Below are 25,017 nucleotides of genomic sequence, written 5' to 3' on the forward strand. Positions count from 1 at the left end.
ATTCTCCTAAAAAAATAGAGCCTCATTAGGCCCTATTGATTATTTGGCTTGCGGATCATCATCCGAAGCCGATTTGTTTTTATCTGAATCAGTATTAGTAGACTTGGAAACTTGTTGATCATTTTCACTAAATTTAGAAAAATCATTTTTTTCAGGGTTTTCAGGATTCTTCGCTTCAATTTCCTTATTCTTTTCTTCGGGTGACTCAACATGATCATCAGAAGTTAATTTATGATTTTCTTTCTTTTCAGCTGCTGCTTTGGCTTCCTCATAAGTTAGTGCTTGCGACTCACTCGGATATTCTTGTTCACTTTTTTCTGGCATTTTACCTGTCGTATAAAGCGACATTATTTGTTTTTCATCTAGTGTTTCATATTTAAGCAGTGCCTCTGCAATAATGCGGTGCTTTTCGCGGTTGTTCTTCACGATTTCCACCGCTTCTTGATGAGCTTCATCAAGTAATCCTTTAACTGCTTCATCGATCTTAGCGGAAGTTGCTTCACTATATGGCTTCAAACCGTAAGCGTTAGTTTCTCCTTCTTTTTCAAGTTCAACCATTCCTAATGAGTCAGTCATACCATAATTGACAACCATGCTATGGGCTATTTGAGTTGCTTGTTCAAAATCATTGGATGCACCAGTTGATTGATCTCCAACAACAACCTCTTCACCAGCTCGACCACCCATTAAGCCAACAATTTGTTCCATTAACTGTTTCTTAGTTAATAAAAACTGATCATCTTTTGGCATCATTAAATTATAACCACCCGTACGACCATGCGGAACAATGGTAACTTTACGAACTGTTCGCGAATCACTTAAAACTAAACCACAAATTGAGTGACCAGCTTCATGGAAAGCAACTCTTTGTCTTTCCTTTTGTGAAATCATACTATTTCTCTTTGCAGGACCAGCAATAACTCGATCTTCTGCTTCATCTAAATCCAAAGCAGTAATTTCATTACCATTACGTCTTGCAGCCAATAGAGCAGCTTCATTTAATAAGTTAGCCAAATCAGCACCAACAAATCCCGGAGTTTGTCGAGCAATTTCCTTGAGGTCAACATCATCTGCAAGCGGCATGTTCTTAGCATGAACACGCAAAATTGCTTCACGACCACGAACATCTGGAGAGCCGACTAAAATCTTACGATCAAAACGACCTGGCCTCAATAAAGCAGGATCCAGAACATCTGAACGGTTAGTAGCTGCGATTACAATAACTCCTTCGTTGCCTTCAAAGCCATCCATTTCTACTAATAACTGGTTTAATGTTTGCTCACGTTCATCATTTCCGCCACCATTTGCATTTCCACCACGACGTCGACCTATTGCATCGATCTCATCGATGAAAATGATACTTGGTGCATTCTTTTTAGCGTTTGTAAACAAGTCACGTACACGGCTAGCACCGACACCAACAAACATCTCAACAAAATCCGATCCGGAAATTGAAAAGAACGGGACATTAGCCTCACCCGCAACAGCACGTGCTAATAATGTTTTACCAGTTCCTGGAGGACCTTCTAATAAAACACCTGATGGTATTTTGGCACCAAGTTTAGTAAATTTAGCTGGATTTTTCAAAAATTCAACTACTTCAACTAATTCCTGTTTTTCTTCTTCTTCACCAGCAACATCAGAAAATCGAACTTTATTTTTCTTTGGATCTTCAGGCTTAACATGCGAGCGTCCAAAGTTCATTATTCCGCCGTTGCCACCACGACCACCGCCACTTTGACTGATCATCATCCAGAGCATAACAATAAACAAAATTGTCGGAACAAGCATAACAATTGTCGAGATCCAGTTACCAGACTGTGATTCGCCCTGTGTTGTTACTTTGGTGCCATTTCTCTGTGCTAGACTCTGAACATTTTCTACGCTCGAATCATTTTGGAGCATAGTCGTAGAAAAGCGGGTTACATTTGACCCTGAATTTCCATTAAAGAAATCAAAGTTTTTTGACTGTGATTTGCTGCTTTTTGCTGTTTTATAGCTTCCTGAAACGTTATATACACCGTTTGCAGGCTGAACGTTAAAGCTTTTAACTTTGCCTTGACGTAAATCGTTAACAAATTCCGAATAGCTAATGTTCTCACTACTACCAGAATTATCCGATCCGCCAAGCGCCCAGTTGATTCCTCCTAGTAGTAAAAGGAAAACAACAATATAGAACAAGCCGTTTGAAAACAGCCGATTCCGGTTATTCTTCATAAAAAACCTCCGCAAAGTTTCTAGAGATATACGAATAAAAGTTTATCACAAATTTCATTAATGCTCTAATATTTTAAAATTTCTTATCAATTATTGAGATAGACATAATATTTTTGTGAATCTGCTAGAACAAATTGATTAGAATACGTTTGCTCAATAAAAATTGGCCTGCCTTCACCATATACTGTCAAACAGTACTGCCTTAACGCACTTGGAATTCCACTTTGAGCAAACTTTTTCTTACTTTTAACGTGTTGTCCACTTTTTAATAATAATTTTGTTCCATTAGTAAGCGAGCCAGCGCTTAAGACAATATTTTTAGCCGCATAAAATTCTCCTATTAGTGGATTTTTATGCCAACTTGTACTTATGAAAAAACTACGCTTTCCAAAAGAAAAACTCTGATCAAGTTGAATCAGCTTTGCCTTACTAAAAAAAGATACTTCACTTTTGAGTAAGTAAAAATAATCTTGATAGGTTATCAATTCAAAATTGGCCAAATTTTCATTTACACGAATATGCCAATTATGCCAAATAAAGGATTGCCAATAAAAAATTTTCTCTTGAGCAGATAAGCTACATAAAGAATCACGTGTTATCCGATATGCTACACCTAAAAACTTCTCTGGTTTATTTAATTGAGTAAAATGCTTTTCTATCAAGCTTGTCATTAAATTCAGCTGCTGACTAAAACGCAAAGCATTTTTACCAACCGCAGAGTTTTCTCTTTTTAAAAGTGGGACAACATTATGCCTTAACCGATTGCGCAACACATCATCTTGATTATTTGTCTTATCAATAATAAACGCAATGTTTTTTTGATGATCATATTCTAGTAATTCAGTCTTTTCGATAGTCAATAATGGTCTGAGTAATAAGACATCATGAAAACCACTCACGGCTTGTAAACTGTTCATTTCGCGAGGATTACCCGAACGGATCAATTTAAGCAAGATGTTTTCTAATAAATCATCACAATGATGAGCAGTTAAAAGATAATCGCACATATTATCGCGGGCGACTTGCAATAAAAAAGTATAACGGTACTCTCGAGCAGCTTCCTCTATACCAGACTCAGGATGCAACTTTGTAGGCCACTTTTGCTTTACTAATTTAATTTTTTTTTGATGACAATACTTGCTAATTATCTCTGTTTCGTGGAAAGAATCTGAGCGTAGTTGATGGTCTAAATGAGCAGCAACTAATTTGAATTGATATTTTTTTTTGATGTCATTTAACATATCAAGAAGTGCCATCGAATCTGGACCACCACTAACTGCAACTACAAGGGTTTTACCACTCAATGGCAAAGACATTTTTTTAAAAAAAGTATCAATTTGCATAATCAACCAATTCTTGCTGTAATTTTTTGATCTTTTTTTCCCCATTCACCACAGTTTGGTTTAAAACTTGCAAAAAGTCTTCCTCCTTAGTAGTGGAAAATTTATTCGTGCGATCAATTAGATCGGGATCATTGAGCCGCATCTTAGATAAATCAATTTTCCCTTTATAATTGTGTAAAATGACTACCCTAAGCGGTTCTCCAACTTTATATCGGGTCCTTTCACGAAACCAGTTATCACCAAAATCACTATGGTGAACCAGCCCTGAAATATTTGGGGGTAAAGTAACAAAAATACCCAAATCAGTAATTTTATTAATCACACCGGTTACGCGCTGTCCAACTTGATATCTCATTGACCTTGATCTGTTCCTTCTGGTAAATTATAAATTGTTTCATTAGGCTTAGAATATAAAAACTTCGAACGAATAAGTTTAGTTACATATTCTGGATCTTTCAAATCATCCCGCTTAACTGTTAAACTACGTTTTTCTTCATTAATTTGATTAAGGGACTTTTTAGAGGTCTGTACTTGCTGTTTTATTTGCTTGGTTTGAGCACAAGTTTGCACAATCTGAAAGCTTAAAATCGTAAATAAAATTACAAAAACAGCAACGATTCGATTACGCCGAACACGATGTATTTCTTTTTCTCTTTTTATCTGCTTTTGTTTTAAACGTGCCACCTGTTCTTCAGAACTAAGCGAGTTATAAATACGTGGTCCCTTCATGATTTTAATCCTCTATTACTAAAACAATACCTTTTTTATTATAACAATGCTAATAATAAAAGTCATTAAAGAATCCCATTTTTAATCAATTAGTTCGTATAGTTCACTAGCTTCTGCCTTTTTTGTCGTTTCTCTAATATTGCATACCTTTGCCTTAACTTCTCTTGAACCGTACCCAACAATTATTTCATCGCCAATTTTAACGTCATAACTTGACTTAACCACTCGATCATTAACTTTAATTCTGCCCTGATCTGCCATTTCTTTTGCAATTGGGCGTCTTTTAACTAGGCGTGAAATTTTTAAAAATTTATCAATTCTCATTTTTGCTTCTCCTATCTTTGAATAATATCTCTAGCAGCTTTCATAAAAACTGTGAGCTCGTTAACTAATTGCCGCTGATATGTTTTTTCTGATACTGTTAATAAAACAACTAGCCTTTTTTGAGGAGTTAAATTAATCCGTGCTTTTAACGAAACATGCTCGAGTGCTTTAAAAATATTCGGCCCCTCAAGTTCTTTACTTGCGAATTTTTGAAATTCGACTTTTACCTGTTGCCCTTGTTTAATAATCCGTGCAACTTGGGCTAAATCTGCTTCAAGTTTTAAGTTTGAAATTGCTAGCAAATTTTCAACAGGCTGTGGATAATCACCAAAACGGTCAATTAATTCATCTTTAATTTGTTCAATTCGATCTAGATCGGCCTCTTTTATTTTTTTATAAAATTCAATTTTTTCTTCTTGATCACCAATATAATCATTTGGAATATATGCCTCTAAACCCAAATCAATTTCCGCATTACTTTTTTGGATTTTCTTTTTGCCCTTTCGCACCTGAATTGCATCTGCCAACATTTGTGAATAAAGATCGTACCCTACACTATCAATAAAACCGTGTTGCTGGGCTCCTAGCATGTTTCCAGCACCCCGAATTGATAAATCGCGCATCGCAATTTTAAAGCCTGAACCCAGTTCAGTAAAATCACGTATTGCATCTAATCTTTTTTCACCAATTTCTGTTAAAGCTTTATTAGGTTGATACAAAAAGTAGGCATAAGCTAATCTTGCACTTCGTCCAATTCGTCCACGGAGCTGATAAAGTTGACTCAAGCCATAATGGTCCGCATCTTCAATAATCATTGTGTTAACATTAGGCATATCTATTCCAGTTTCAATAATCGTCGTTGTAACAAGTACATCAAATTCTCGGTTTAAAAAACGATAGAGAATATCTTCCATTTGATTTTTACTCATTCGACCATGAACACTCGCAATCTTAGCTTTCGGTAAAAGTTGCTGTAACTTTATAACAACTTCATCAATATCGTTAATTCGATTATGCAAGTAAAAGACTTGTCCATCACGTTGCATTTCACGCAAACAAGCATCCTTAACAACGCTTGGCAATTCTTCCATTACATAAGTTTGAATTGGAAAGCGATTTGATGGTGGCGTTTCCATTACTGACAAATCCCTTACTCCTACCATTGACATGTGCAAAGTTCGCGGAATAGGGGTCGCAGTAAGTGTTAAAACATCAATATTAGCCTTTAATTCTTTTATCCTTTCTTTATGTTTTACCCCAAAACGTTGTTCTTCATCTACTATTAAAAGCCCTAGATCCTTAAAGTGAACATCTTCTGATAATAATCGATGTGTACCAACAACCAAATCTATTTTGCCTTGTTCAAGATCAGATGTGATTTTTTTTGCTTCAGCAAGTGTTTGAAAGCGTGATAAAACTGCATAATTAACCGGAAAATTCTTAAATCGATCTTGAATAGTTTCAAAATGTTGTTCAGCCAAAATTGTAGTCGGCACCAGAAATGCCACTTGCTTATTACTTTCAATTGCCTTAAAGGCTGCTCGCAGTGCAACCTCCGTTTTACCAAATCCAACATCCCCTACAAGAAGGCGGTCCATCGGTTTAGCTTTTTCCATGTCTTGCTTAATTTCTTTAATTGAACGTAATTGATCTGCCGTTTCCACATATGGAAAAGCATCTTCAAATTGACGCTGTAAATCATCATCTTTAGGGTAAGCAAACCCTTTTTCTGATTCTCGTTTAGCGTATAATTCAATTAAATCATCTGCAATATCTTCAACTTTAGATTGTACCTTGCGCTTAGTCTTAGCCCATTCACTACCGCCTAATTTATTAATATGTGGCTTCTTACCCTCAGAAGCCACATATTTTTGCACTAACTTCAATTGATCAGCTGGCACAAAAAGTTGATCGCCATGCTGGTAAGTGATCGTTATGTAATCTCTCTTCGTACCGTTATTTTCAAGAGTCTTAATTCCTTCAAACCGACCAACCCCGTGATTAACGTGGACAACATAGTCACCAGGTTTCAATTCTGTATAGTTACGTAGTCGCTGAGCGTTTTCTAATGTCTTAATTCGCCGCTGTTGATGGATAGGCTTATTAAAAAGCTCGCGTTCAGTTAAATAGACCAAATTATTGTTAGGTAAGCTAAATCCATTAGCAAAATAATTAACTACAATTTGACTTTGGTGCTCAATCAAGTTATTACTGTCAACTACCGGAATATCCATACCAAATTCTGCTAAAGTTTGACTAATTTCACGTGCGCGTTGCGAATTATCAGCTTGTAGAATTACAGTTTGACCTTTCTTTTGATAGGTCTCAATCTCTGATTTAATAAGTGGCATCTGACTAAAAAACTGTTCAGGTTGCCTTGTAGGCCAATCAAAAAGTTGTCCCAGTTGTATATGACCAATACCCCTTTGAAAAAGTGAAAAGTAAAGATGATGATGCTTATCCTTTAACCAATTTTGGTAAAAATCTGTGCGCAACTCCTGTCCTGGCAACATTGCACCTACTTTTAACTCATCATCAATAAAAGCTGCATTTTGCTCGTTCACCGTCTTAAGCGACTGGTCAATTAATGCCCAATCATCAAGAACAATCACACCATCTGAACGTAAATATTCTAGTAAATTGCTTGGATGTTCAATTAAAAAATCCACTAAAAACGAATAATTTTGAGGTAGACTTTGTTTTAACAAATCATCCAATACTGGTTCAAAGTGATTCTTGACAATTTCTTGTGGCGCCGGTGCATCAGACATCGCTAATTCGATTTTACTTGCTGCATTCTCAAGAGCGGCTTGAGTAAAAACTCGATCCTGTGCTGGACTAATAGTTACACGTTCAATAATATCTTGGCTTCGCTGACTAGCCAAATCAAGATTTTTAATTGTATCAATTTCGTCACCAAAAAATTCCATTCGCAAAGGAAGTTCACGATCCAAAGGATAAATATCTAAAATATCGCCACGTAAAGCGAATTCTCCTGGTTTAGCCACTAAATTTTCGCGCTGATAACCAGCATTGCCTAGCCAACTCGTTAACGAAGTTAATTCAAATTCCTTGCCTGCTTGAAATTGACGCTTAGCAGCTGCATAATCGCTAGGATCTGACAACTTATATTGTAATCCTTGCGGTGTAGTAACCACTATTCCTTTTTTACGACTAAGCAAAAAATTTAAAGCCTGAATTCTACTACTTAATTCATCAGGCGAACTAACAGCAGATTGTGTTGCAATTGTAGCATCAAGCGAAAAAATTTGAACACTATTATCTGGCATAATTCTGCTTAATTCATTAAATATTTTTTGGGCTTTGTTTTCATTTTCTTCTATTAAAATTAATGGTTTATCAAGGTATGCTACAATCTGACATAAAAGCAGATTAAAAGCACCGGCATTAGCACCCGTGATTAAAGAGTTTTTTACTTTAAAAATTTTGATAATAAAATCTGTTAGCGATTGATCTTTCTCAATTAAATTGGTTAAATGCATAGTTAATTATATTTATTCATTAAAAACTGGCTGCTTTTTCCCATAATAAAATCTGTAATTACATCACAGCTAGAGGCAAAAGCAATATCCATAATCTTTCTTTGCTCCGCATTAAACGGTGATAATACCCAAGAAATAACACTTGCTTGCGTTGCATTATCGGGATGCTTAATTCCAATTTTTAGACGATTAAAATTAGTCGTCCCTAAATCTTGTATAATGCTCTTAATACCATTATGCCCCCCGGACTTTCCATTTGCACGAATACGGATTTTACCAAGTGGCATATCCATATCATCATGAATAATTAAAATATTTTGCGGCTCAATCTTGAAAAAACGAGCGAATTGTGCAATTGAGCGACCTGAATCATTCATAAAAGTTTGTGGTTCTAGTAAAATTACATCTTCACCATTAATTACCAGTTTGGTATATTTACCTTCAAATTTCTGTCGATCAAGAATCAGAGAATGCTGGCTTAAATAATAATCAATAGCCATAAAACCGGTATTATGTTTGGTACCATCATATTTTCTACCTGGATTGCCCAGACCTGCAATTATTTTCATTAGATATCCCCTTATTTTTAGTCGTAGTTAATAATAGCACATCCTAGTCTATTCAAATTCACTAACTATTTATACTTTAATATTACTAAGTAAAAAATACTTTTTTATTTGACTAGCAAGTGCTAAACTCTATTTATCAACTTTTTAATTTTAATGTTTATTTAATCCTGACTTATTATGATATACTAATTGGGATTATTCAATACTACTATGGAGGCAGTCTAATGCTTATCAAATCTTTAGTTATCAAAAAAGATTATCTGACAACGGTTAATGAACATGCTACGCTAGAAGAGGCACTAAAAATTTTGGAAGATTCTGGCTACCGCTGTGTTCCAATTTTAGATGATACTGGCACTATTTTCCGTGGCAATATTTATAAAATGCATATTTATCGCCACAAGTCACAAGGCAAAGATATGAATTTGCCAGTAACTTATTTACTTAAAAATGCAACTAAGACTATTAAGGTTAACTCACCATTTTTTAAAGTTTTTTTTACAATTAAAGATTTGCCTTATATTTCAGTTTTGGATGAAAGTGATAAATTTTATGGCATTCTAACTCACTCACGTTTACTTGATATGTTATCAGATGCTTGGAATATCAAAACCGGTTCATATGTTTTTACAGTATTAACCGATAATTCCCATGGTAATCTGGTTAAAATAGCAAAAATAATTGGTAAATATTCTAACATTGCTGGGACAATGAGTCTTGATGCTTCAGCTGCAGAAAAAAACAAAAACTTTGTACGTCGAATTTTATTTACTCTACCAGCTGGAATAACAGAGGAAACTATGCGCACAATTGTTAAAAAATTAGAGCATAAAGGGTTTGTTGTAGCAGAAATTGAAGATTTACAAGCTGGCATGACCATTATGAGCGATGAAAATCCAGGAGTTTACATTAATGGGACCGAAAATTAATTGATGTTGGTTATTTTAATAAAATAACCAACATCATAATTGTTTGCTTTACATTTTTTGAATTTTTACAGCTATAAATATAGCTTGTCTAATTTCTTCAAGCAAGCGGGACACAGTAATATACTTAGAAACTATACTAATTAAAACAAGATAAAAAACGTTGAGATATATTTTCTCAACGTTTTTTATTTATATATAATTTTAGCATAAAAACAGTCATAAAAGTTAGCTAACTTTCAGGGTAGACCTTTTATTATCACAATGTTTTAGCCAAAATCATTGGCCATTATAGTATTTACGCGGCAAGCGATCATCTAATAGACAGGCCACTTCATAATGAATCGAGTTAACATAATCGGCTGCTGCCTTAATATTGTTGGGAGCTTTAGGATTATTTGAAATGAGAACCACCTTTGTACCCACTGGCATTTCATGGGGCAAGCGTACCATTAACTGATCCATGCAAACTCGTCCAACGATTGGACAATATTCATCCCCTACTTTAACTTTAAAGCCTTGAAATTTTCGAATAAAACCATCAGCATATCCTACTGGTACCGTACCTATCAATTGGTCACTATCTGCAACATAGGTTGAACCATATCCTACTCCTTGATTTGCATGAATGGTATGTACCTGTACCAATTCACTTTCAAAAGAAAGAGCAGGCTTTAACTTGATTTTTATTGGCAAATCGGGACTGGTAGGATTAGATGAAGGATTCAAGCCGTAAATTCCAATTCCAAAACGAACCAAATCACTATGAATTCCCTTATCAAAGATACTTGCTGCTGTATTGTCAACATGAATCCACTTAGGTTTTAATTTAAGTAATTTTTTCAGATGATTGAACCGTTTGACTTGAGCCAAAAAATAGGTGTCATCACTGCTATCGGCTGAAGCAAAATGAGTAAACATGCCCTCAACAAAGAAATTTGCATTATTTAACAAAAAATCATTAGCCGCAGTGAATTCTTCATCCTCACTAAAACCAATTCGACCCATACCAGAATCAATCGCCAAATGAATTTTAAGAACTAAATCTACCTTCTCTTCTAGTAAAAATTTTTCAGCATCTTTTAACCATGCCAAACTAGGCACTGCAAGCGAGATATTGTTAGCAGACGCAATCGGAGAAAATTGGGCTGGCGTTACCCCTAATACTAAAATTGGCTGCACAATACCCGCTCTGCGAAGCTCTAGTGCTTCATCCAAAAGCGCAACGCAAAAGCCACTTACTCCAACTTTTACTGCTTCTTGAGCAACTCTGACAGCACCATGCCCATATGCATTAGCTTTAACAACTGCGAACAATTTTTGCCCCGGTTCTAAATGTTTTATTTCTTCTTTAATATTTTGCCTTATAGCTGCCAAATCAATACAAACAGCAGCTGGGCGATGTATTCCTGGAATCATGTTTATTTCTCCAATACAACTAATGTGACTATGTCATGATTATTATGTGTAATACTTGGCCATATCTTACCAGTAAATTTAGGTGACGTTGTTACTGGCTGCCCTACTTCATCCCATAAAGTTTCAACATCTTGTAAACCGATTTTCTTTCCTAAACCCGTGCCCATTGCTTTTGAAAAGGACTCTTTGATTGAAAATCGACCACCTAAATATTCAACTTTTCGTTTACCTTTCATTTTTTGATATTGCTCAAATTCTTTTGACGTTAATACCTTTTTAGCAAAATTATCACCCTTAGCAACAATTTTCGCAACGCGATCAACTTCTATGGCATCGATGCCTACCCCAACAATCATTTAGTTACCCCACAATATTTATCTCATATGCTCAACTTATAATAAAAAAATCCGCTTGTCCATTGCTTCAATTCATTTTTAGCAAAAAAGTTAGTTTTTTGTATCGTTTTCTTTATTAATAAAGCACTTTTGTTTGTTAAATACCTCTCATAGAACTATATTTAAGATAATATCAGATTAGAGGTATTAAAATGATAAATTTATTAATTTTAGGAGCAAGTGGGCAAATTGCTCAACTGGCTGAAGAGTTATTGCATAAACATCAAGAAGTGAAAGTAACATACTATTTACGACACATAGACAAATTTCCTTCCGCACGTAAAGACTGGGGTACAATTATTCAAGGCGATGTAATAGACACTACTAAACTAACACAAGCAATGACTGACCAAGATATTATTTATGCCAATTTAGCTGGTAATAACATCGAACAGCAGGCGAAATCCACCGTTAAAGCTATGAAAAAGCAGCATATTAAACGTTTGATTTGGATTTCAACATTAGGTATTTACAACGAAGTGCCTGGAAAGTTCGGTGAATGGAATAATCAAATGCTTGGTGAAAGTTACTTACCCACCTATGCCGCAGCAGCCAAAGTAATTGAGAATAGCGGCCTTAACTATACTATAATCCGACCAGCTTGGCTACAAGACAAGGACGAAATTGATTATGAACTAACACAAAAAAATGAGTCCTTCAAAGGAACCGAAGTGTCCCGCAAGAGTATTGCTAGCTTAATAACTGATCTTGTACTTAATCCATCTAAGCACGTAAATGAATCTTTAGGTGTTAATAAACCCAATACTGATGGTGATAAACCAAGTTGGTATTAATTAATAGTTATACTTAAATTTAAGAAATAATAAAAAGACGAGTCAATGACTCGTCTTTTTCATTCAATATAGCAAAGTTAATTTTTCTTGCTCTTAATTATAAAATTATGTCCACTGCTAGAACGATGTGGGTGATTCCCTCGGGAATGATCCCCACCACGGTAATTGCCGCGTCGATGATTACGATCACCACTATGATAATTGCCACGACCACGGTTTCTATTTCCACCGCGATAGCCTCCATTACCACCCTTATACGGCAAAGGCTTTTCTGAACTAATTTTGACTTCAACGTTAGAAGAATCTTTTGATAAGTTCTTTAAAAACGCTGAAACTAAGTCAATCGCCGAATAATTATCTAATAATTCACTTGCATCCTCAGTATATTTGGTTAGATCTTCTTTCAATAAATCTTCAATTTTAGATTTTGCAATTTTTAATTGACCACGAAGAGCTTGATCATCTGAAGGTGGACGCAATGGCGTCATTTTTTTCTTAGTTAATTGCTCAATTGTCCGCATATAACCAATTTCATTTGGCGTTACAAAAGTAATTGAACTTCCGTTTTGTCCGGCACGACCAGTACGACCAATACGGTGAACATATGAGTCTGGGTCCTGTGGAATATCATAGTTATAAACATGGGTTACTCCTGAAATATCCAAACCACGTGCAGCAACATCAGTTGCAACTAAGATATCCAATTTACCAGCCCGAAATCTTTTTAGAACACTAATTCTGCGCGCCTGAGATAAATCACCATGAATACCGGCGGCATTATACCCACGAGCCTGCAAGCCACGCGTAACTTCATCAACTCTGCGCTTAGTCCTAACAAAAATTACGGCTAAATCCGGACTTTCAACATCAATTAACCGGCACATAATGTCAAACTTTTCTGAATCCTTTGAGCGTACAAAATATTGGTCAATTAAATCAGCAGTTAACTCCTTGGCCTTAACTTGAACAATTTCAGGATTGTTCATAAATTTTTCGCTAATATTCAAAATTGGTTTTGGCATTGTCGCACTGAAAAGTAATGTTTGCTTGCGATTCTTTACATAGCTCAAAATGCTTTCAATATCCTGAATAAAACCCATATCAAGCATTTCGTCAGCTTCATCCAATACGATTGTGTTGACAGTCTCTAAATTAATGGTTTTCCGCTTTAAATGATCAAGTAAACGCCCAGGTGTACCCACTAAAATTGCAGGCACATGATTCTTAAGTGAACGAATTTGGCGACCAATATCCGCTCCACCATATACCACCTGAACACGTGCACGTTCATCTCGACCTAACCGAAACAACTCTTCTTGAGTTTGAATCGCTAATTCACGCGTTGGTTCAATAATTAATGCCTGAATCACTTTATCGTGATTATCTAAATTTTGCAAAATTGGCAAAGAAAAAGCGGCTGTTTTCCCAGTACCTGTCTGCGCCTGACCAATTACGTCCTTACCTGCTAAAGCAAGTGGAATTGTTTGTTCTTGAATGGGGGTTGCTTCCTCAAAGCCCGAACGTTTAATAGCCTTTAAAAGCTCATCATTTAATCCTAATTCCGAAAATTTCACTAAATTCTCCTTATCTAAGCCGCTCCACTACCTTTTCAAGGTGCATACCATGTGATCCTTTAAGAACAACAATGTCATGCGGCTTAATATCATTTTTCAAATCAGCAATCATATGCTGCATTTGATCCTGTGGGTAATAATGTAAATATTCTAACCCATATCTATCTTTTAGTGCATCAGCTAAGTACTTCATTTCTGAGCCAAACAGATACACTTCGTTAATCACATGTGGGTCAAGGCAATCAGCAAGTTGGGCATGTAAATCCGCCGAACGTTCTCCTAATTCAAGCATGTCCCCTAAAACGGCAATTCGACGACTTCCTGGTGTAATTTGAATTTGACCAAAACTAGCTAGTACAGCCCGAACAGCTGTCGGATTTGAGTTATACACATCACTCATGATATCTTCTCCGACATCACCTTTTTCCCACTCCATTCGATTAGCAGTTGGAGTAAAACTGGCTAAAGCTGCTGCAATTTCTTCATCTTTTTCACCAAAATGTTTTCCAACACATAACGCTGATAGTGCATTAGAAACATTATGCTTGCCAATCATTGGGATTGTGAACTTACAGTCAGAATCATTAATCATAAAGCTAGCATGATGTTTATAGCTTCTAAACTCCGTTGCATAAACACTATCAGTTTTGGCAAAACCAAAGGTAACCTTTGATTGATGAATTTTTTGAGCACGATCACATAAAAGAGGTTCATCACCGTTATAAATTAATTCCCCATCTTCACGTAAGAAGTCAGTAATTTCCATTTTTGCATCTGCTATTGCTGCACGTGAACCAAGAAATTCAATATGTGCCTCACCAATCATTGTAATTACAGTTACATCAGGATGAGTTAATTCGCTTAAATGATGCAATTGCCCAGAATGATCCATTCCCATTTCTAATACCAATATTTCTGTATTAGGTTTCATTTCTAAAATAGTCATTGGAACTCCAATTTCGTTATTAAAATTGGCAGCAGTTTTATGAACATTAAATCTTTTAGCCAAAACAGCAGCAGTCATATCCTTTGTCGTTGTCTTACCATTTGATCCGGTAATACCAACAACCGTGGGATTAACTTTATTAAGGTAATATTGTGCCAGTTTTTGCATACTATCCAATGGGTCCTCAACCTCTAGAACTGCGATACTGGTTGGCTTATCAGGATGTCCTTTTTCCCATAGTGTAGCACTTGCACCATTGTTAATCGCACTATTGATAAAATCATGACCATCGCGTTCCCCCTGTAAAGGAACAAATAAACCACCTGGCACGATTTTTCTTGAATCAAAGGCTACGGAAGTAATAATAGTTTGATCGTCGCCCTCACAGGTTGAATTAATTGCCTTGGCAATTTCTGCCAGTTGCATTTTCATCGATTTTTCTCCTAGCTAAAAAGAAATTTGCGTAAAGCAGACGCTGTATATAGTATACCAGCTAATTCAGCTTTACATAAAAAAGCAGCCCCAATGGGACTGCTTCCACCAGATAAAAGATACTACTTTTCGTTCATACCATACTTCTTGTTGAACTTTTCGATTCGACCGTCTGCCTGCGCAAACTTTTGCTTGCCAGTGTAGAAAGGATGCGAATCAGATGTAATTTCAACCCGAATCAATGGGTATGTCTTACCTTCGTAATCTACAGTTTCCTTTGACTTTAATGTTGAACCAGCTACAAACTTAGCTCCTGTAGCTGAATCCATAAAGACAACTTCTTGGTACTCTGGATGAATGCCTTGTTTCATTTTTATTACTCCTTTGCCATGACTTTATTGCAAGTCATAGATTAATCGATTAACGTTTAATACAATACCATTTTCAGCTAATAAATTCAAGTAATAATAATTAAATGCAGTAATTATCCACAAATTACTATTTCGCTTTACTTATTACTCTAAGCTTGAGACTTTTCTTTTATCGTTTTAGCCGATTGCTCAAGTAATTTTTCTTCTTTAGCAGTTAAGCGTAATTCGACTTTTGCCACAACTCCATCCCGACCCACAATTACCGGATAAGACATGTATGTACCATATTTTTCTTGATAGCTGGAAATCGGTAATTCGCTTCGAGAATCAGCTAAAATTGCCCGTACAATTCTGACAGCTGCAGCAGAAACCCCAAAGTTGGTGTAATGCTTGCCATTAAATACGGTAAAACCACCAGATTTAATCTCATCATCTAGATCAGTGGGATTCCATGACTCCGCTTTTGCCAACTCACTGATTGGTTTTTCCAGAACCTTAACCGTTGACCAAGCATTAAATTGTGAATTACCATGTTCACCTAATGTAAAGCCAGAAACTGATCGCGGATCAACGTTAAATTTCTTCGCAACGACTTTCTTCATTCTAGCAGTATCCAATAACGTACCAGTTCCTAAAACGTGCTCTTTGGGTAAGCCAGTTAATTGCTGATAAAGATTTGTAATGGCATCAACAGGATTCGAAATTACTAGCAAAATGCCATTAAATCCACTCTTTTTGATTGATTCAGTAATTGGACGTAACTGCTTCTTATTATATTCCAATTCCTCGAATCGATCGCCTTTAGCTTCAAGAGAAATTTTTCCCAAAGTACTAATCACAATTTGGGCATCTTTTAAAGCGGTATAATCGTTCATAATTAAGTTAATATGGTTAGGTAAATTAGCCATTGCATCTTCAAAGTCCACCACATCTGCTTCAAGTTTTTCCTGATTGACATCTATCATTACCAAGTCATTAACAAGGCCTGAAACAATTAATTCATGTGCAATAGTACAACCAACATGACCATCACCAATAATTCCAATTCTAGTTGTCATAATAATTATCCTTTCTGACTTAAAAAAATACTACTTGACCTGTTCAATTTTCTTACGATAGGGAATAGCTGGTTAAGCAACCTTACCGCCAGAAGCCGAATAATGTTCTTTTGTGTGAATGGTTTCTCCAAGTTGGACCATTCGCTTCACTCTAAGGTTAGTATCAAGGTTAATACTTCCAATTTTTGTTACCTTATTCATTTTGCTCCCTCTAATATCTAAGAAGAAATGTGAATTAATTCTCTATCTAACAAAATGATAGCACAATAACTAATGCTTTCAATATCACTGATAATTGTTTTCAAGAACTTATTAAATTCAATAATATCTCACTATCTTACTTTTTATTTTGTAAGGCTTGGCATATAATTTAAGTTAATCATTTTAATTTAATAAGGTAAAACAATGAAAAGACAACTAAACTTTTTCGCTGCCCTAGCCACTGTCATGGGAACCATGATCGGTGGCGGTGCTTTTTTTAAAATTGCTAACATATCGACACTTACGCACAATGCTTGGCTGAGTATTCTTGTATGGCCACTTGCTGGCTTTATTACATTGATGGCTGGCCTTAGTATTGCTGAACTGGCAGCAATTTTCTCAGAAGACGGCGGGCCAGTTAAGTATCTTGAAAAAATATACGGTCCTCAAATTGGTTTCCTGTTTGGTTGGTCATTAATTATCATTTACTATCCTGCTAATATCGGTGCTCTCTCCATTGTGTTTGCAACACAATTAGAGGAATTTCCAAGTTTTAAAAATTTTCCAATTACAGGCATTGCACTTATTGTCATGCTTATAATTTTACTAATTAACTGGTTAGGATCAAAACTAAGTGGACAAGTACAAAAAATTGCTTTAATAATTAAGTTGATTCCAATTGTTGCAATCATTGTTCTGGCAATCTTTAATAGTCAGAATCAACTAGCTCTAGCTCCTAAACCACAAATCTCATCCGCCAGAGGTGCAGCTGCCTTTGGTCAGGCTTTGCTTGCGGTATTATTTGCTTACGACGGTTGGCTAAGTATTGGCAATCTTGCTAGTGAAATTAAAGATCCAGCGAAAACTCTTGCCAAGGCTATCATTTGGGGATTATTTGGCGTAACTGTTATTTACACTTTACTTAACTGGAGCTTTATTAAAATTGTTCCTTGGAATCAAATTGTTGGTAATCAAGCAACTGCACTTCTGACTTCTCAAAAATTATTTGGAAATTTCGGCAGCATCATTATTAGTGCTGGAATTCTCGTTTCAATCTTCGGAGCAATTAACGGTCATTTGCTGTTAGGTTCAAGATTACCGTACGTTTTAGGTAAGGAAGGCAAATTGCCTAGTTCAAAATTCTTTGGTCAGCTTAACAAACAGACATCGGTTCCGACCAACAGCATGCTTTTTGAATGTGTTATTGCAACCATCATGATTTTTTCGGGAACCTTTGATTCGTTAACGAATATGTTAGTTTATGTTTCATGGATTTTTTCAATCTTATTGTTCATCGGTGTTTTGATTTTAAGACGAAGACAACCAGACTTAAAACGACCTTATAAAACGCCTTGGTATCCATTACCACCAATTCTAGCAACCTGTGGTGCTTTGTTTATTGTTATTAGTACTACGCTCACCCAACCAGTCTTAGCGCTAATCGGAATTTTGTTAACTTTAAGTGGTTTGCCAGTCTATCTTTATGTTCAACATCAAAATAAAAGTTAAATCTCAAGCGATTTATAATAGCAATTTTGATCTGAACCCTAAAATTAGGACAGATTATTAAACTTTAACTTAGGACTAGTTCCCGATATTTTATCGGGGCTAGTCCTTTTAATTTTATTTTTATTCTTTCATTATTGTAATAATCGATATATTCTCTGATCGCCTGTTCTAATTCAGTTAGATTCTTAAAATTTTTTTCAAACCCATAAAACATTTCTCTCTTTAAAATGCCAAAGAAGCCTTCCATTAACCCATCATCTAAGGAATTCCCCTTACGTGACATTGATTGCTCAACACCATGATTCTTAAGCCATGCCTGAAATGATGCGTGCTGATACTGCCAGCCTTGATCGGTATGAAAGACTAAGCCATTTAATGCTGGATGTTTCTGCCAAGCTAACTTTAACATGTCCATTGTTTGCTTTAAATTAGGACTGCGGGAAATCGTGTAAGAAATAATTTCCTGCGTGCAGCCATCAATAATTGGCGACAAGTATGTTTTTTGACCGTTAAGCTTAAATTCAGTCACATCAGAATACCATTTACGATCAGGTAAAATAGAGAAGAAGTTACGTCTAATTAAATCAGGCTTAATTGGACCTTGACTGCCGCGATAGCTGTTATACTTCCGCCAGCCCTTGATTCTAATACCATATAATTTCATTTTAGTCATTAATCTTTGGATCTTTTTATGATTAACTTTAATACCTAAATTTTGAATTGTTTGAGCAACACGGCGATAACCATAATGATGTTTGTTATCTTCATATATTTTGCGTATTAAGGTCATTAACGGTTGATTTTTTGCATCTTTATCTTTTTTATTAATGGTGTAGTAATAATTACTGCGTGATATGTGCGGCAGATCAGGATTGGCGTTAATAGTTTCAAGAATAAAAGTTACACTGACTTTAAGTTCACGTCTTAGCTGGGTAACTGCCGCAGCTATTTCTTCGGCTTTTGGTTCTTGTTCCTTTGGTTGACTAAGACGTGCAATTTTTTTACAAATTCGTTCTCGATAGTAAGTTTTAAGTTCGCTTGGCGTAAGGCTTGGTTTTCTTGCTTTAAGCGGTGATTTTCCTGCTTGATCAGCTTGTTTTTGGCTTTCATGACGAGGGCGTCCTTTCGGTTTAATAATGACATTATACCCGTTTTCTTTGTAAGAGCGCACCCAATTAAACAGTATACCTGGACTCTTAAGTCCTAAGTCCAGCGCAACACTGTACAAAGACTCATGATTAACTATGACACGTCTAATAGCCTGTTCTTTAAATTCTGCAGAATAAGTAATGTAGGATTTATTGAGGATACTAAAACCATGGCGATCGATTAAAGCAACTAAGTAGTTAAGTACACTAATATTTACATCATATCTGCGACTTAATTCTCCAGAACCAACCTGATAGTTTTTCCATAGATTATAGATATCAATTTTGTCTTGCTTAGATAATTTAGACATAATAAAAACCTCGAAATTAATTTGTCTTAATTTCGGGGTTCAGATCATTTTTTTACTTACTTTTACTTTTTTATTTATTAACTGATAACTAATCCAGATTACAAAAAAATCATAAAACTATTTTTAAAATTTAAAAAAGACCTAATTTTCACTTAATTCATGAAAATTAGGTCTTTTTACATATACTTTATCAAAACTACTTAACTACTATATCACCTGCACTAACTTGTGAATCATATTTAACAATAGGATTAACCTGCTTATCATAGCCTTTAGTAAATACAACTATCGTAGTTGGATCGTAACCATTGTCTATAAAAAACAAAAAAAGTAACATAAAATCAAAAAACAAATTTTACAAATAGTTATCCTGACAAAAATCAGGTTTATTTAAATACATTAAAAAAGCGAACCTAATTATTGTAAACACTTTATAAATATCTTTAATACTAAAATAGCATCATTTGCCATACAAAATACTCTATACCAAATAAAACTTAAAAATTATTCAAATATTATTCCGTCAGTTACCTTAAGTGCAATACTGAATGAACATAAATATTAACAATTAATTAATAATATTTTTTCGTTTCAATTCTTCATATATATTGCGACCATCATTAGTTGTATAGAATTTAACACCATACAAGCGTATATCTCGAGTTTCACCTATGATTTCTATATTTTCAGGTTTAATACTTTCAAGAAGGTCTTGCTTCCAGGCATCCTTTTCCAATAGTTGGTCTCCCTTGGGTTCCATATATACTTGATACATTACATCGTCATCATCTAATACAAGAATGAAATCAGGCATATATCCTTCATAATGTTTTACATCGCTATCTTCAAATTCATGTAATGACCACTTAGCAATTGTTTCTTCGTTTCTAATGAAATAAATATTTTTATGCTTTTGCTTTAGTTCATTTATCCAACTTCCAATTCTACTAATAAGCAATGATTCAAGCTTATCGGTAATAGCATAATCATATGGGAACCAATCTTCTTTAAGCATTTTCTTAGGTTCTATGATTTCAGACACTATCTTATTTGATAGTTTAGGAACTGCTTTATTATAATCTTTTACAACATCTTTAACTGCTATTGGAACAAATTTATTAGTCCCACGTTCTTTTTGATAATTTCTAACAACATTTCTTTGAATAATTTGTAAAGCCTTATCAAGAACATGTAATTTATCTATTTGCGTTAAATCTTTATCGTATTCATCTGGCACTTTAGCTTGAACTCTTAAGCTACCTAACCAATTACTTGAAGTCATAAACTCTCTAACTGATTTTATCATTGGTAAATATTTTTTCATTACCGAAAAACGATAAAACTTGTTTCTAGACATTGCTCGTTTTATTAATCTGTAGTCTTTAGCATTAGAAAAATCTGCTACTACATCATATCTAATATTTGACTCATTAATTCCACTATAAAATTTATCATGTAACTTACTTTCCGTTGTTGATAAATTATAGTTTATATCAAGTGTAGATTTCTTAATACCATAATCGCCAATAGTTTTATACTCACTATCTGGTACTTTTTTAACTTGATTGTAGTATAAGTTACCCTGTTGATAAAAATCCGTTCTTACAAATGACTTCTTAACTTTTGCTGAATAAACATTGTAGGGACTATCTTGATTAACAATTAAATCCATCTTGTCAAATGACTTATTTAAGTTATCAATATACTTAGAATTATTAATAGTATGGTAATACAAAGTTTCTAAAAGCTGTCTTTCAAAAGAATCATTATCAAATCTTCTAGTATATGATTTTTTATTCTGATAAATAAATGGATAGTATCTTGCTCCTCGACCTACTAACTGCGCTTCTGCATTAGTGGAATTCAGCGTTAAAGATTCTTTTGTTTCGGACACTCTAACAATATCATATAAATTTAAAACATCCCAACCTTCAGTTAATTTGGCAACTGCGAAAATTATTCTAAATGGATTATCAATATCTTCTAGACTATTAAGATTTTTAAAATCTTGCTCATCTGAAAGAAGGCCTTTTTGCCCACCTTCATTGACATTAATTGTGGTTTGTAAATTAAAATCTTGTTGAAGTTCCGCTACTGCTTCAGTTAAGTCCTGTGTTAACCAATATTCATAAGTATTTCTCAGGGCTACACTACCTGAATTGAACTTTTGGTTTTCATCAATAAAGTTTTTTAAATATTCAGACGATAGCTCTTGCATCATATTTAAAAAATCTTGTTCTACTTGTTTAGAAGTACTTATCCGATTAGATTTTACAAGCATAACTGGTTTAAAATCAGCTATACCTAATTTGATTGCAATTCGTTTACGATATTCATTCAGTAGAACTGCGTTAAGCAATTTTGAATTGTTTTCAGTATTAGCTTGCAATCTGAAAACTTTTTTAGAATATCCTTCTTCCATAAATTGATCTAGGTCATATTTAAAAATGATCTTATTTTTATACTTTTCATAAACTTCTTGTTTATCAATATCAATAGTTGCTGTGAATTCTAACTGTCTGTTAGCTTTATTAGAATCTCTAATTTTATCTAATACTGATTCCCAAGAACGCTCAAATTTTGCTTCTTTGCTGATATTTTTAGTATTCACATTAAAATGATGCGCTTCATCAGCAATAATGGCTATTTTAAAATTAGCTAAATCTTCATAAGTTAAACCATTTTCTTCAGGATCGTTTAATTCGTTTGACAACGTCTGAACAGTAGTAAGCTTTAAATAAATAGTATTGTCTTCTTGTTCTAGAGGGAAAGATTCAACAGCTTTAATATCAACATGTTCGCCATCAATAATTATGGGTGAAGAAAATAAATATTTAGATGATGAAGCATTTAAAAAATTATCTCTAGTTTTATTTACAACTGCAGTAGTATTAGACACAAAAACGAAATTTTGAAAATTATGTTCATGAAATAGATATAAAATAGCTGCTGCCATTACATCTGTTTTCCCAGAACCTGTAGCCATATTAAACATTAACTGATTATAAATATTGTCAGCATTTTCTTGTATCTGTGACCAGTGCAAATGCAGTAATGCATTCTTTTGATAACCGCGTAAATCGTGCTTAAGATTATCTTGCAAATAACCAAAGTCTGGCAAGTCAAACATTAATCCATTAATTGAGTTTTTAGCTTTTTCAAGTAAAGGAAGTGGCTTAACTTCTTTGCTTTTCTTTGAAACCATTATTCTTCACCACTTTCGTTTGAAGAATAAAAACTCTTATTAAATTGATAATCTGAATCACTAATTAAATCACGAACATCGGCATCATCAATATTGGCATAATTATAGTAAAGCTGATTTTTGTCTAAAATATGTAATAATTCTTTTTTTACGTCATCTAAAGAAGTAAAATCATGAATCTCTTGCTCAAATTTATCTAAATCAACACGAAAGTCAAAATCAGTAGTTTCCTTCATTCGCCTAAATACATTTAAAGCTTCTTCAATTGTTTTAGAAGCTTTAATATCTCTAACATAACCGCCATTCTTTTCCATTAATTCAGCATAAACAAATGAGCCTCCACCTTGCCAATTAATATCTTTAGAAATACCATTTTGATCTTTTCCAGATATAACAACACTTAATCTATGTTTTTGAAGTTCAACTTGATGTGTTATTTGTTCTACACTAATCCATCTACGACCGAGTTTATGTGCGGTAGCAGCGGTTGTTCCTGAACCACCAAAAAAATCTAAAACAATATCATTTTTATTTGAAGCAAATCTAATAATTCTTTGGAGTAGTGCCTCTGGTTTTTTACCATTTTTGAAATTAACATTTCCTTCAGATTCTAATCCTGTTGTAGGAATGTCATTCCAAAAGTCTGTTATATATTCTTCTAAGTACTCATCTGCAAATAAGACTTGTACACGAGGACTAGTGCTAGTTGCAGAATAATCAGATTTAACTAAATATAAATTGTGATCTCTTTTAGAAATAACAGTGAAAAAAGGCTGTTCCAGTTTGGATTGTGCTTTTTTTTCATCAGTTAGTTTTTTAATACTAGAAGAAGCAGCAGTCCTAAAAATTCTCCAAGAATTGGCTTTTTTCCAATCATCAAAAGATAGTTTTGAATTATTTTTTTTATATGCATCTGCAACTGAAATTGTATTAACGTTCTTAAAAATAGAATCTAAAGAAAGAATATCGTTCTCGGAATATTCTTCTTGAGAAAGAAGTTTATTCCACTTTTGTTTATCAGAGAATGTCAATCCTTCAAAATATTTATTATATTCGTTATCCCAATTTTCTTTAGCTTTTTTTATTGGGTTAAATGAAGCATTATTTTTAGAGTAAAATAGAATAGATTCTTTTTGTTTTAAAAATCTTTTAGTAACATGTGACATCTTGACTCCAGATGCCTCTGCTGTTTTAACTGAGATCATATTTTTAAAATGTTCACGCCCAAATATATTATCCATTAACACTTTTACATAATGTATTTCGTTATCGTCCACATGTAAAAAAATGGATCCATCTTCAGACAAAAGTTTCCAAGAAATTTCCAACCGGTTTTTCATGAAGGTTAGCCAGGTAGCATGATTAAAAGAATCATTATACGGAAATTTATCAGAATTAGTGTTGAAAGGGACATCTATATAAATAAGTTTTATTTTACCTGCATATTTTTCTTCCAAGCCATATAGAACTATTAAATTATTTCCCTTAATAATAAAATTATCTTGATCACTAAATGAAGAAATTTCATGTTCGCCATTTTCATCATACTTTTTAGCATTAACAAATATTTTAGGCTCTTTAAGTTCATCAATTTCGGATTTAGCTAAAGTCTCATTTAAAAATGGTTCGTCTGCGTCTCCACTATTAACATCTTCTTTAGTCATTCCTGCTTTAAGTACAGTATCCTTATATGGAAAATCCAAAACAACGTCTGAAGAATCTACAATATATCTATCTCCAACAGTCAAGCCAATTTTATTGTTAAACTTAGTAAAACTATCTGACCAGTATTCTTTATACTTCAACATATCTACAAATTTATTAATTTCAAAAATTTCTACACCTGCAATTTTAGAAGTATATGTTTTATGCAATAACTCATCGCTTAGTAAAGCAGTCATTAAATCTTTATCATACTTATCCAGATCTTCAATAACATTAGTCCGTTTTAAAGCACCATCAGCAGTAAAATACTTATTACCAAATTGTTCCAATACTTTTCTGATATGATCCATTGCTTTTGATTCAACAACCATTGCCTTC

At 34.2% G+C, this 25,017-nt stretch carries 19 protein-coding genes and 1 pseudogene; 3 read left to right on the top strand and 17 right to left on the bottom strand.

The window, feature by feature from the left end; translation table 11 throughout:
• Nucleotides 1–39: 39 nt before the first annotated feature.
• The 7 genes from ftsH to pth form a co-directional block, all read right to left on the bottom strand.
• The gene (ftsH, locus tag F5ESL0228_RS06765; RefSeq protein WP_122023280.1) at nucleotides 40–2,217 is read right to left on the bottom strand and encodes an ATP-dependent zinc metalloprotease FtsH; all 2,178 of its coding nucleotides are present in this window, start codon (nucleotides 2,215–2,217) and stop codon (nucleotides 40–42) included.
• 86 nt (nucleotides 2,218–2,303) lie between these two features.
• Nucleotides 2,304–3,560 (bottom strand): tRNA lysidine(34) synthetase TilS, encoded by a 1,257-nt coding sequence (gene tilS, locus F5ESL0228_RS06770; RefSeq protein WP_122018870.1) that lies wholly within the window; start codon nucleotides 3,558–3,560, stop codon nucleotides 2,304–2,306.
• Nucleotides 3,550–3,915 carry a S1 RNA-binding domain-containing protein gene (locus F5ESL0228_RS06775; RefSeq protein WP_122018872.1) on the bottom strand — a complete coding sequence of 122 codons (366 nt, stop codon included), beginning with the start codon at nucleotides 3,913–3,915 and terminating at the stop codon, nucleotides 3,550–3,552. Before F5ESL0228_RS06775 ends, tilS begins: the two co-directional genes overlap by 11 nt.
• The gene (locus F5ESL0228_RS06780; RefSeq protein ID WP_122023281.1) at nucleotides 3,912–4,292 is read right to left on the bottom strand and encodes a septum formation initiator family protein; all 381 of its coding nucleotides are present in this window, start codon (nucleotides 4,290–4,292) and stop codon (nucleotides 3,912–3,914) included. Before F5ESL0228_RS06780 ends, F5ESL0228_RS06775 begins: the two co-directional genes overlap by 4 nt.
• Before the next feature lie 78 nt (nucleotides 4,293–4,370).
• Entirely contained in the window at nucleotides 4,371–4,613 is a 243-nt protein-coding gene (locus F5ESL0228_RS06785) for an RNA-binding S4 domain-containing protein (protein WP_122018876.1), read from the bottom strand.
• 11 nt (nucleotides 4,614–4,624) lie between these two features.
• Nucleotides 4,625–8,116, bottom strand: coding sequence for a transcription-repair coupling factor (gene mfd / locus F5ESL0228_RS06790; protein ID WP_122023282.1), 3,492 nt, complete (start codon nucleotides 8,114–8,116; stop codon nucleotides 4,625–4,627).
• 2 nt (nucleotides 8,117–8,118) lie between these two features.
• Entirely contained in the window at nucleotides 8,119–8,685 is a 567-nt protein-coding gene (pth, locus tag F5ESL0228_RS06795; RefSeq protein WP_122018879.1) for an aminoacyl-tRNA hydrolase, read from the bottom strand.
• A gap of 224 nt (nucleotides 8,686–8,909) precedes the next feature.
• Here pth and cbpA point away from each other — a divergent pair, with 224 nt between their 5' ends.
• Nucleotides 8,910–9,614, top strand: a complete 705-nt coding sequence (gene cbpA / locus F5ESL0228_RS06800; RefSeq protein ID WP_122023283.1) for a cyclic di-AMP binding protein CbpA — start codon at nucleotides 8,910–8,912, stop codon at nucleotides 9,612–9,614.
• Between the two features lie 276 nt (nucleotides 9,615–9,890).
• Here the strand turns inward: cbpA and alr are convergent, their stop codons facing one another.
• Both alr and acpS read right to left on the bottom strand, forming a co-directional pair.
• The gene (gene alr, locus F5ESL0228_RS06805; protein WP_122023284.1) at nucleotides 9,891–11,030 is read right to left on the bottom strand and encodes an alanine racemase; all 1,140 of its coding nucleotides are present in this window, start codon (nucleotides 11,028–11,030) and stop codon (nucleotides 9,891–9,893) included.
• A gap of 2 nt (nucleotides 11,031–11,032) precedes the next feature.
• A complete protein-coding gene (acpS, locus tag F5ESL0228_RS06810; RefSeq protein WP_122023285.1) occupies nucleotides 11,033–11,386 on the bottom strand; it encodes a holo-ACP synthase in 354 nt (117 codons plus the stop codon).
• 191 nt (nucleotides 11,387–11,577) lie between these two features.
• Here acpS and F5ESL0228_RS06815 point away from each other — a divergent pair, with 191 nt between their 5' ends.
• Nucleotides 11,578–12,219, top strand: coding sequence for an SDR family oxidoreductase (locus F5ESL0228_RS06815; RefSeq protein ID WP_122023286.1), 642 nt, complete (start codon nucleotides 11,578–11,580; stop codon nucleotides 12,217–12,219).
• A 77-nt stretch (nucleotides 12,220–12,296) separates the two neighbouring features.
• Here the strand turns inward: F5ESL0228_RS06815 and F5ESL0228_RS06820 are convergent, their stop codons facing one another.
• The 5 genes and pseudogenes from F5ESL0228_RS06820 to F5ESL0228_RS06840 form a co-directional block, all read right to left on the bottom strand.
• Nucleotides 12,297–13,793, bottom strand: a complete 1,497-nt coding sequence (locus F5ESL0228_RS06820) for a DEAD/DEAH box helicase (protein ID WP_122023287.1) — start codon at nucleotides 13,791–13,793, stop codon at nucleotides 12,297–12,299.
• Nucleotides 13,794–13,803: 10 nt separating this feature from the next.
• Entirely contained in the window at nucleotides 13,804–15,171 is a 1,368-nt protein-coding gene (murF, locus tag F5ESL0228_RS06825) for a UDP-N-acetylmuramoyl-tripeptide--D-alanyl-D-alanine ligase (protein WP_122023288.1), read from the bottom strand.
• A 122-nt stretch (nucleotides 15,172–15,293) separates the two neighbouring features.
• Nucleotides 15,294–15,542: a type B 50S ribosomal protein L31 gene (locus F5ESL0228_RS06830; protein ID WP_122018891.1), complete on the bottom strand. Its 249-nt coding sequence runs from the start codon at nucleotides 15,540–15,542 to the stop codon at nucleotides 15,294–15,296.
• 149 nt (nucleotides 15,543–15,691) lie between these two features.
• Nucleotides 15,692–16,600, bottom strand: a complete 909-nt coding sequence (locus F5ESL0228_RS06835) for an L-lactate dehydrogenase (RefSeq protein WP_122023289.1) — start codon at nucleotides 16,598–16,600, stop codon at nucleotides 15,692–15,694.
• 75 nt (nucleotides 16,601–16,675) lie between these two features.
• A pseudogene (locus F5ESL0228_RS06840) lies at nucleotides 16,676–16,801 on the bottom strand (ribokinase); the annotation flags it as partial.
• A gap of 204 nt (nucleotides 16,802–17,005) precedes the next feature.
• Between F5ESL0228_RS06840 and F5ESL0228_RS06845 the strand changes: the two are divergent.
• Entirely contained in the window at nucleotides 17,006–18,310 is a 1,305-nt protein-coding gene (locus F5ESL0228_RS06845; RefSeq protein WP_122023290.1) for an APC family permease, read from the top strand.
• A 64-nt stretch (nucleotides 18,311–18,374) separates the two neighbouring features.
• Here the strand turns inward: F5ESL0228_RS06845 and F5ESL0228_RS06850 are convergent, their stop codons facing one another.
• The 3 genes from F5ESL0228_RS06850 to F5ESL0228_RS06860 form a co-directional block, all read right to left on the bottom strand.
• Nucleotides 18,375–19,769 (bottom strand): IS3 family transposase, encoded by a 1,395-nt coding sequence (locus F5ESL0228_RS06850; RefSeq protein WP_233553567.1) that lies wholly within the window; start codon nucleotides 19,767–19,769, stop codon nucleotides 18,375–18,377.
• A 568-nt stretch (nucleotides 19,770–20,337) separates the two neighbouring features.
• Nucleotides 20,338–22,974 (bottom strand): DEAD/DEAH box helicase family protein, encoded by a 2,637-nt coding sequence (locus tag F5ESL0228_RS06855; RefSeq protein WP_122023291.1) that lies wholly within the window; start codon nucleotides 22,972–22,974, stop codon nucleotides 20,338–20,340.
• Complete coding sequence (locus F5ESL0228_RS06860; protein WP_122023292.1) at nucleotides 22,974–25,010, bottom strand: site-specific DNA-methyltransferase; 2,037 nt, start codon at nucleotides 25,008–25,010, stop codon at nucleotides 22,974–22,976. Before F5ESL0228_RS06860 ends, F5ESL0228_RS06855 begins: the two co-directional genes overlap by 1 nt.
• Nucleotides 25,011–25,017 lie beyond the last annotated feature (7 nt).

This window comes from Lactobacillus sp. ESL0228, assembly GCF_003692825.1.
In the GTDB taxonomy this organism is placed as follows: domain Bacteria; phylum Bacillota; class Bacilli; order Lactobacillales; family Lactobacillaceae; genus Lactobacillus.

What these genes read in the sequence shown, in the direction of transcription:
- F5ESL0228_RS06830 (WP_122018891.1), bottom strand. Translation starts at nt 15,542, where the DNA reads ATGAAACAAGGCATTCATCCAGAGTACCAAGAAGTTGTCTTTATGGAT.
- F5ESL0228_RS06775 (WP_122018872.1), bottom strand. Translation starts at nt 3,915, where the DNA reads ATGAGATATCAAGTTGGACAGCGCGTAACCGGTGTGATTAATAAAATT.
- cbpA (WP_122023283.1), top strand. Translation starts at nt 8,910, where the DNA reads ATGCTTATCAAATCTTTAGTTATCAAAAAAGATTATCTGACAACGGTT.
- mfd (WP_122023282.1), bottom strand. Translation starts at nt 8,116, where the DNA reads ATGCATTTAACCAATTTAATTGAGAAAGATCAATCGCTAACAGATTTT.
- pth (WP_122018879.1), bottom strand. Translation starts at nt 8,685, where the DNA reads ATGAAAATAATTGCAGGTCTGGGCAATCCAGGTAGAAAATATGATGGT.
- alr (WP_122023284.1), bottom strand. Translation starts at nt 11,030, where the DNA reads ATGATTCCAGGAATACATCGCCCAGCTGCTGTTTGTATTGATTTGGCA.
- F5ESL0228_RS06845 (WP_122023290.1), top strand. Translation starts at nt 17,006, where the DNA reads ATGAAAAGACAACTAAACTTTTTCGCTGCCCTAGCCACTGTCATGGGA.
- F5ESL0228_RS06815 (WP_122023286.1), top strand. Translation starts at nt 11,578, where the DNA reads ATGATAAATTTATTAATTTTAGGAGCAAGTGGGCAAATTGCTCAACTG.
- F5ESL0228_RS06785 (WP_122018876.1), bottom strand. Translation starts at nt 4,613, where the DNA reads ATGAGAATTGATAAATTTTTAAAAATTTCACGCCTAGTTAAAAGACGC.
- F5ESL0228_RS06855 (WP_122023291.1), bottom strand. Translation starts at nt 22,974, where the DNA reads ATGGTTTCAAAGAAAAGCAAAGAAGTTAAGCCACTTCCTTTACTTGAA.
- murF (WP_122023288.1), bottom strand. Translation starts at nt 15,171, where the DNA reads ATGAAAATGCAACTGGCAGAAATTGCCAAGGCAATTAATTCAACCTGT.
- tilS (WP_122018870.1), bottom strand. Translation starts at nt 3,560, where the DNA reads ATGCAAATTGATACTTTTTTTAAAAAAATGTCTTTGCCATTGAGTGGT.
- F5ESL0228_RS06850 (WP_233553567.1), bottom strand. Translation starts at nt 19,769, where the DNA reads ATGTCTAAATTATCTAAGCAAGACAAAATTGATATCTATAATCTATGG.
- F5ESL0228_RS06860 (WP_122023292.1), bottom strand. Translation starts at nt 25,010, where the DNA reads ATGGTTGTTGAATCAAAAGCAATGGATCATATCAGAAAAGTATTGGAA.
- F5ESL0228_RS06835 (WP_122023289.1), bottom strand. Translation starts at nt 16,600, where the DNA reads ATGACAACTAGAATTGGAATTATTGGTGATGGTCATGTTGGTTGTACT.
- acpS (WP_122023285.1), bottom strand. Translation starts at nt 11,386, where the DNA reads ATGATTGTTGGGGTAGGCATCGATGCCATAGAAGTTGATCGCGTTGCG.
- ftsH (WP_122023280.1), bottom strand. Translation starts at nt 2,217, where the DNA reads ATGAAGAATAACCGGAATCGGCTGTTTTCAAACGGCTTGTTCTATATT.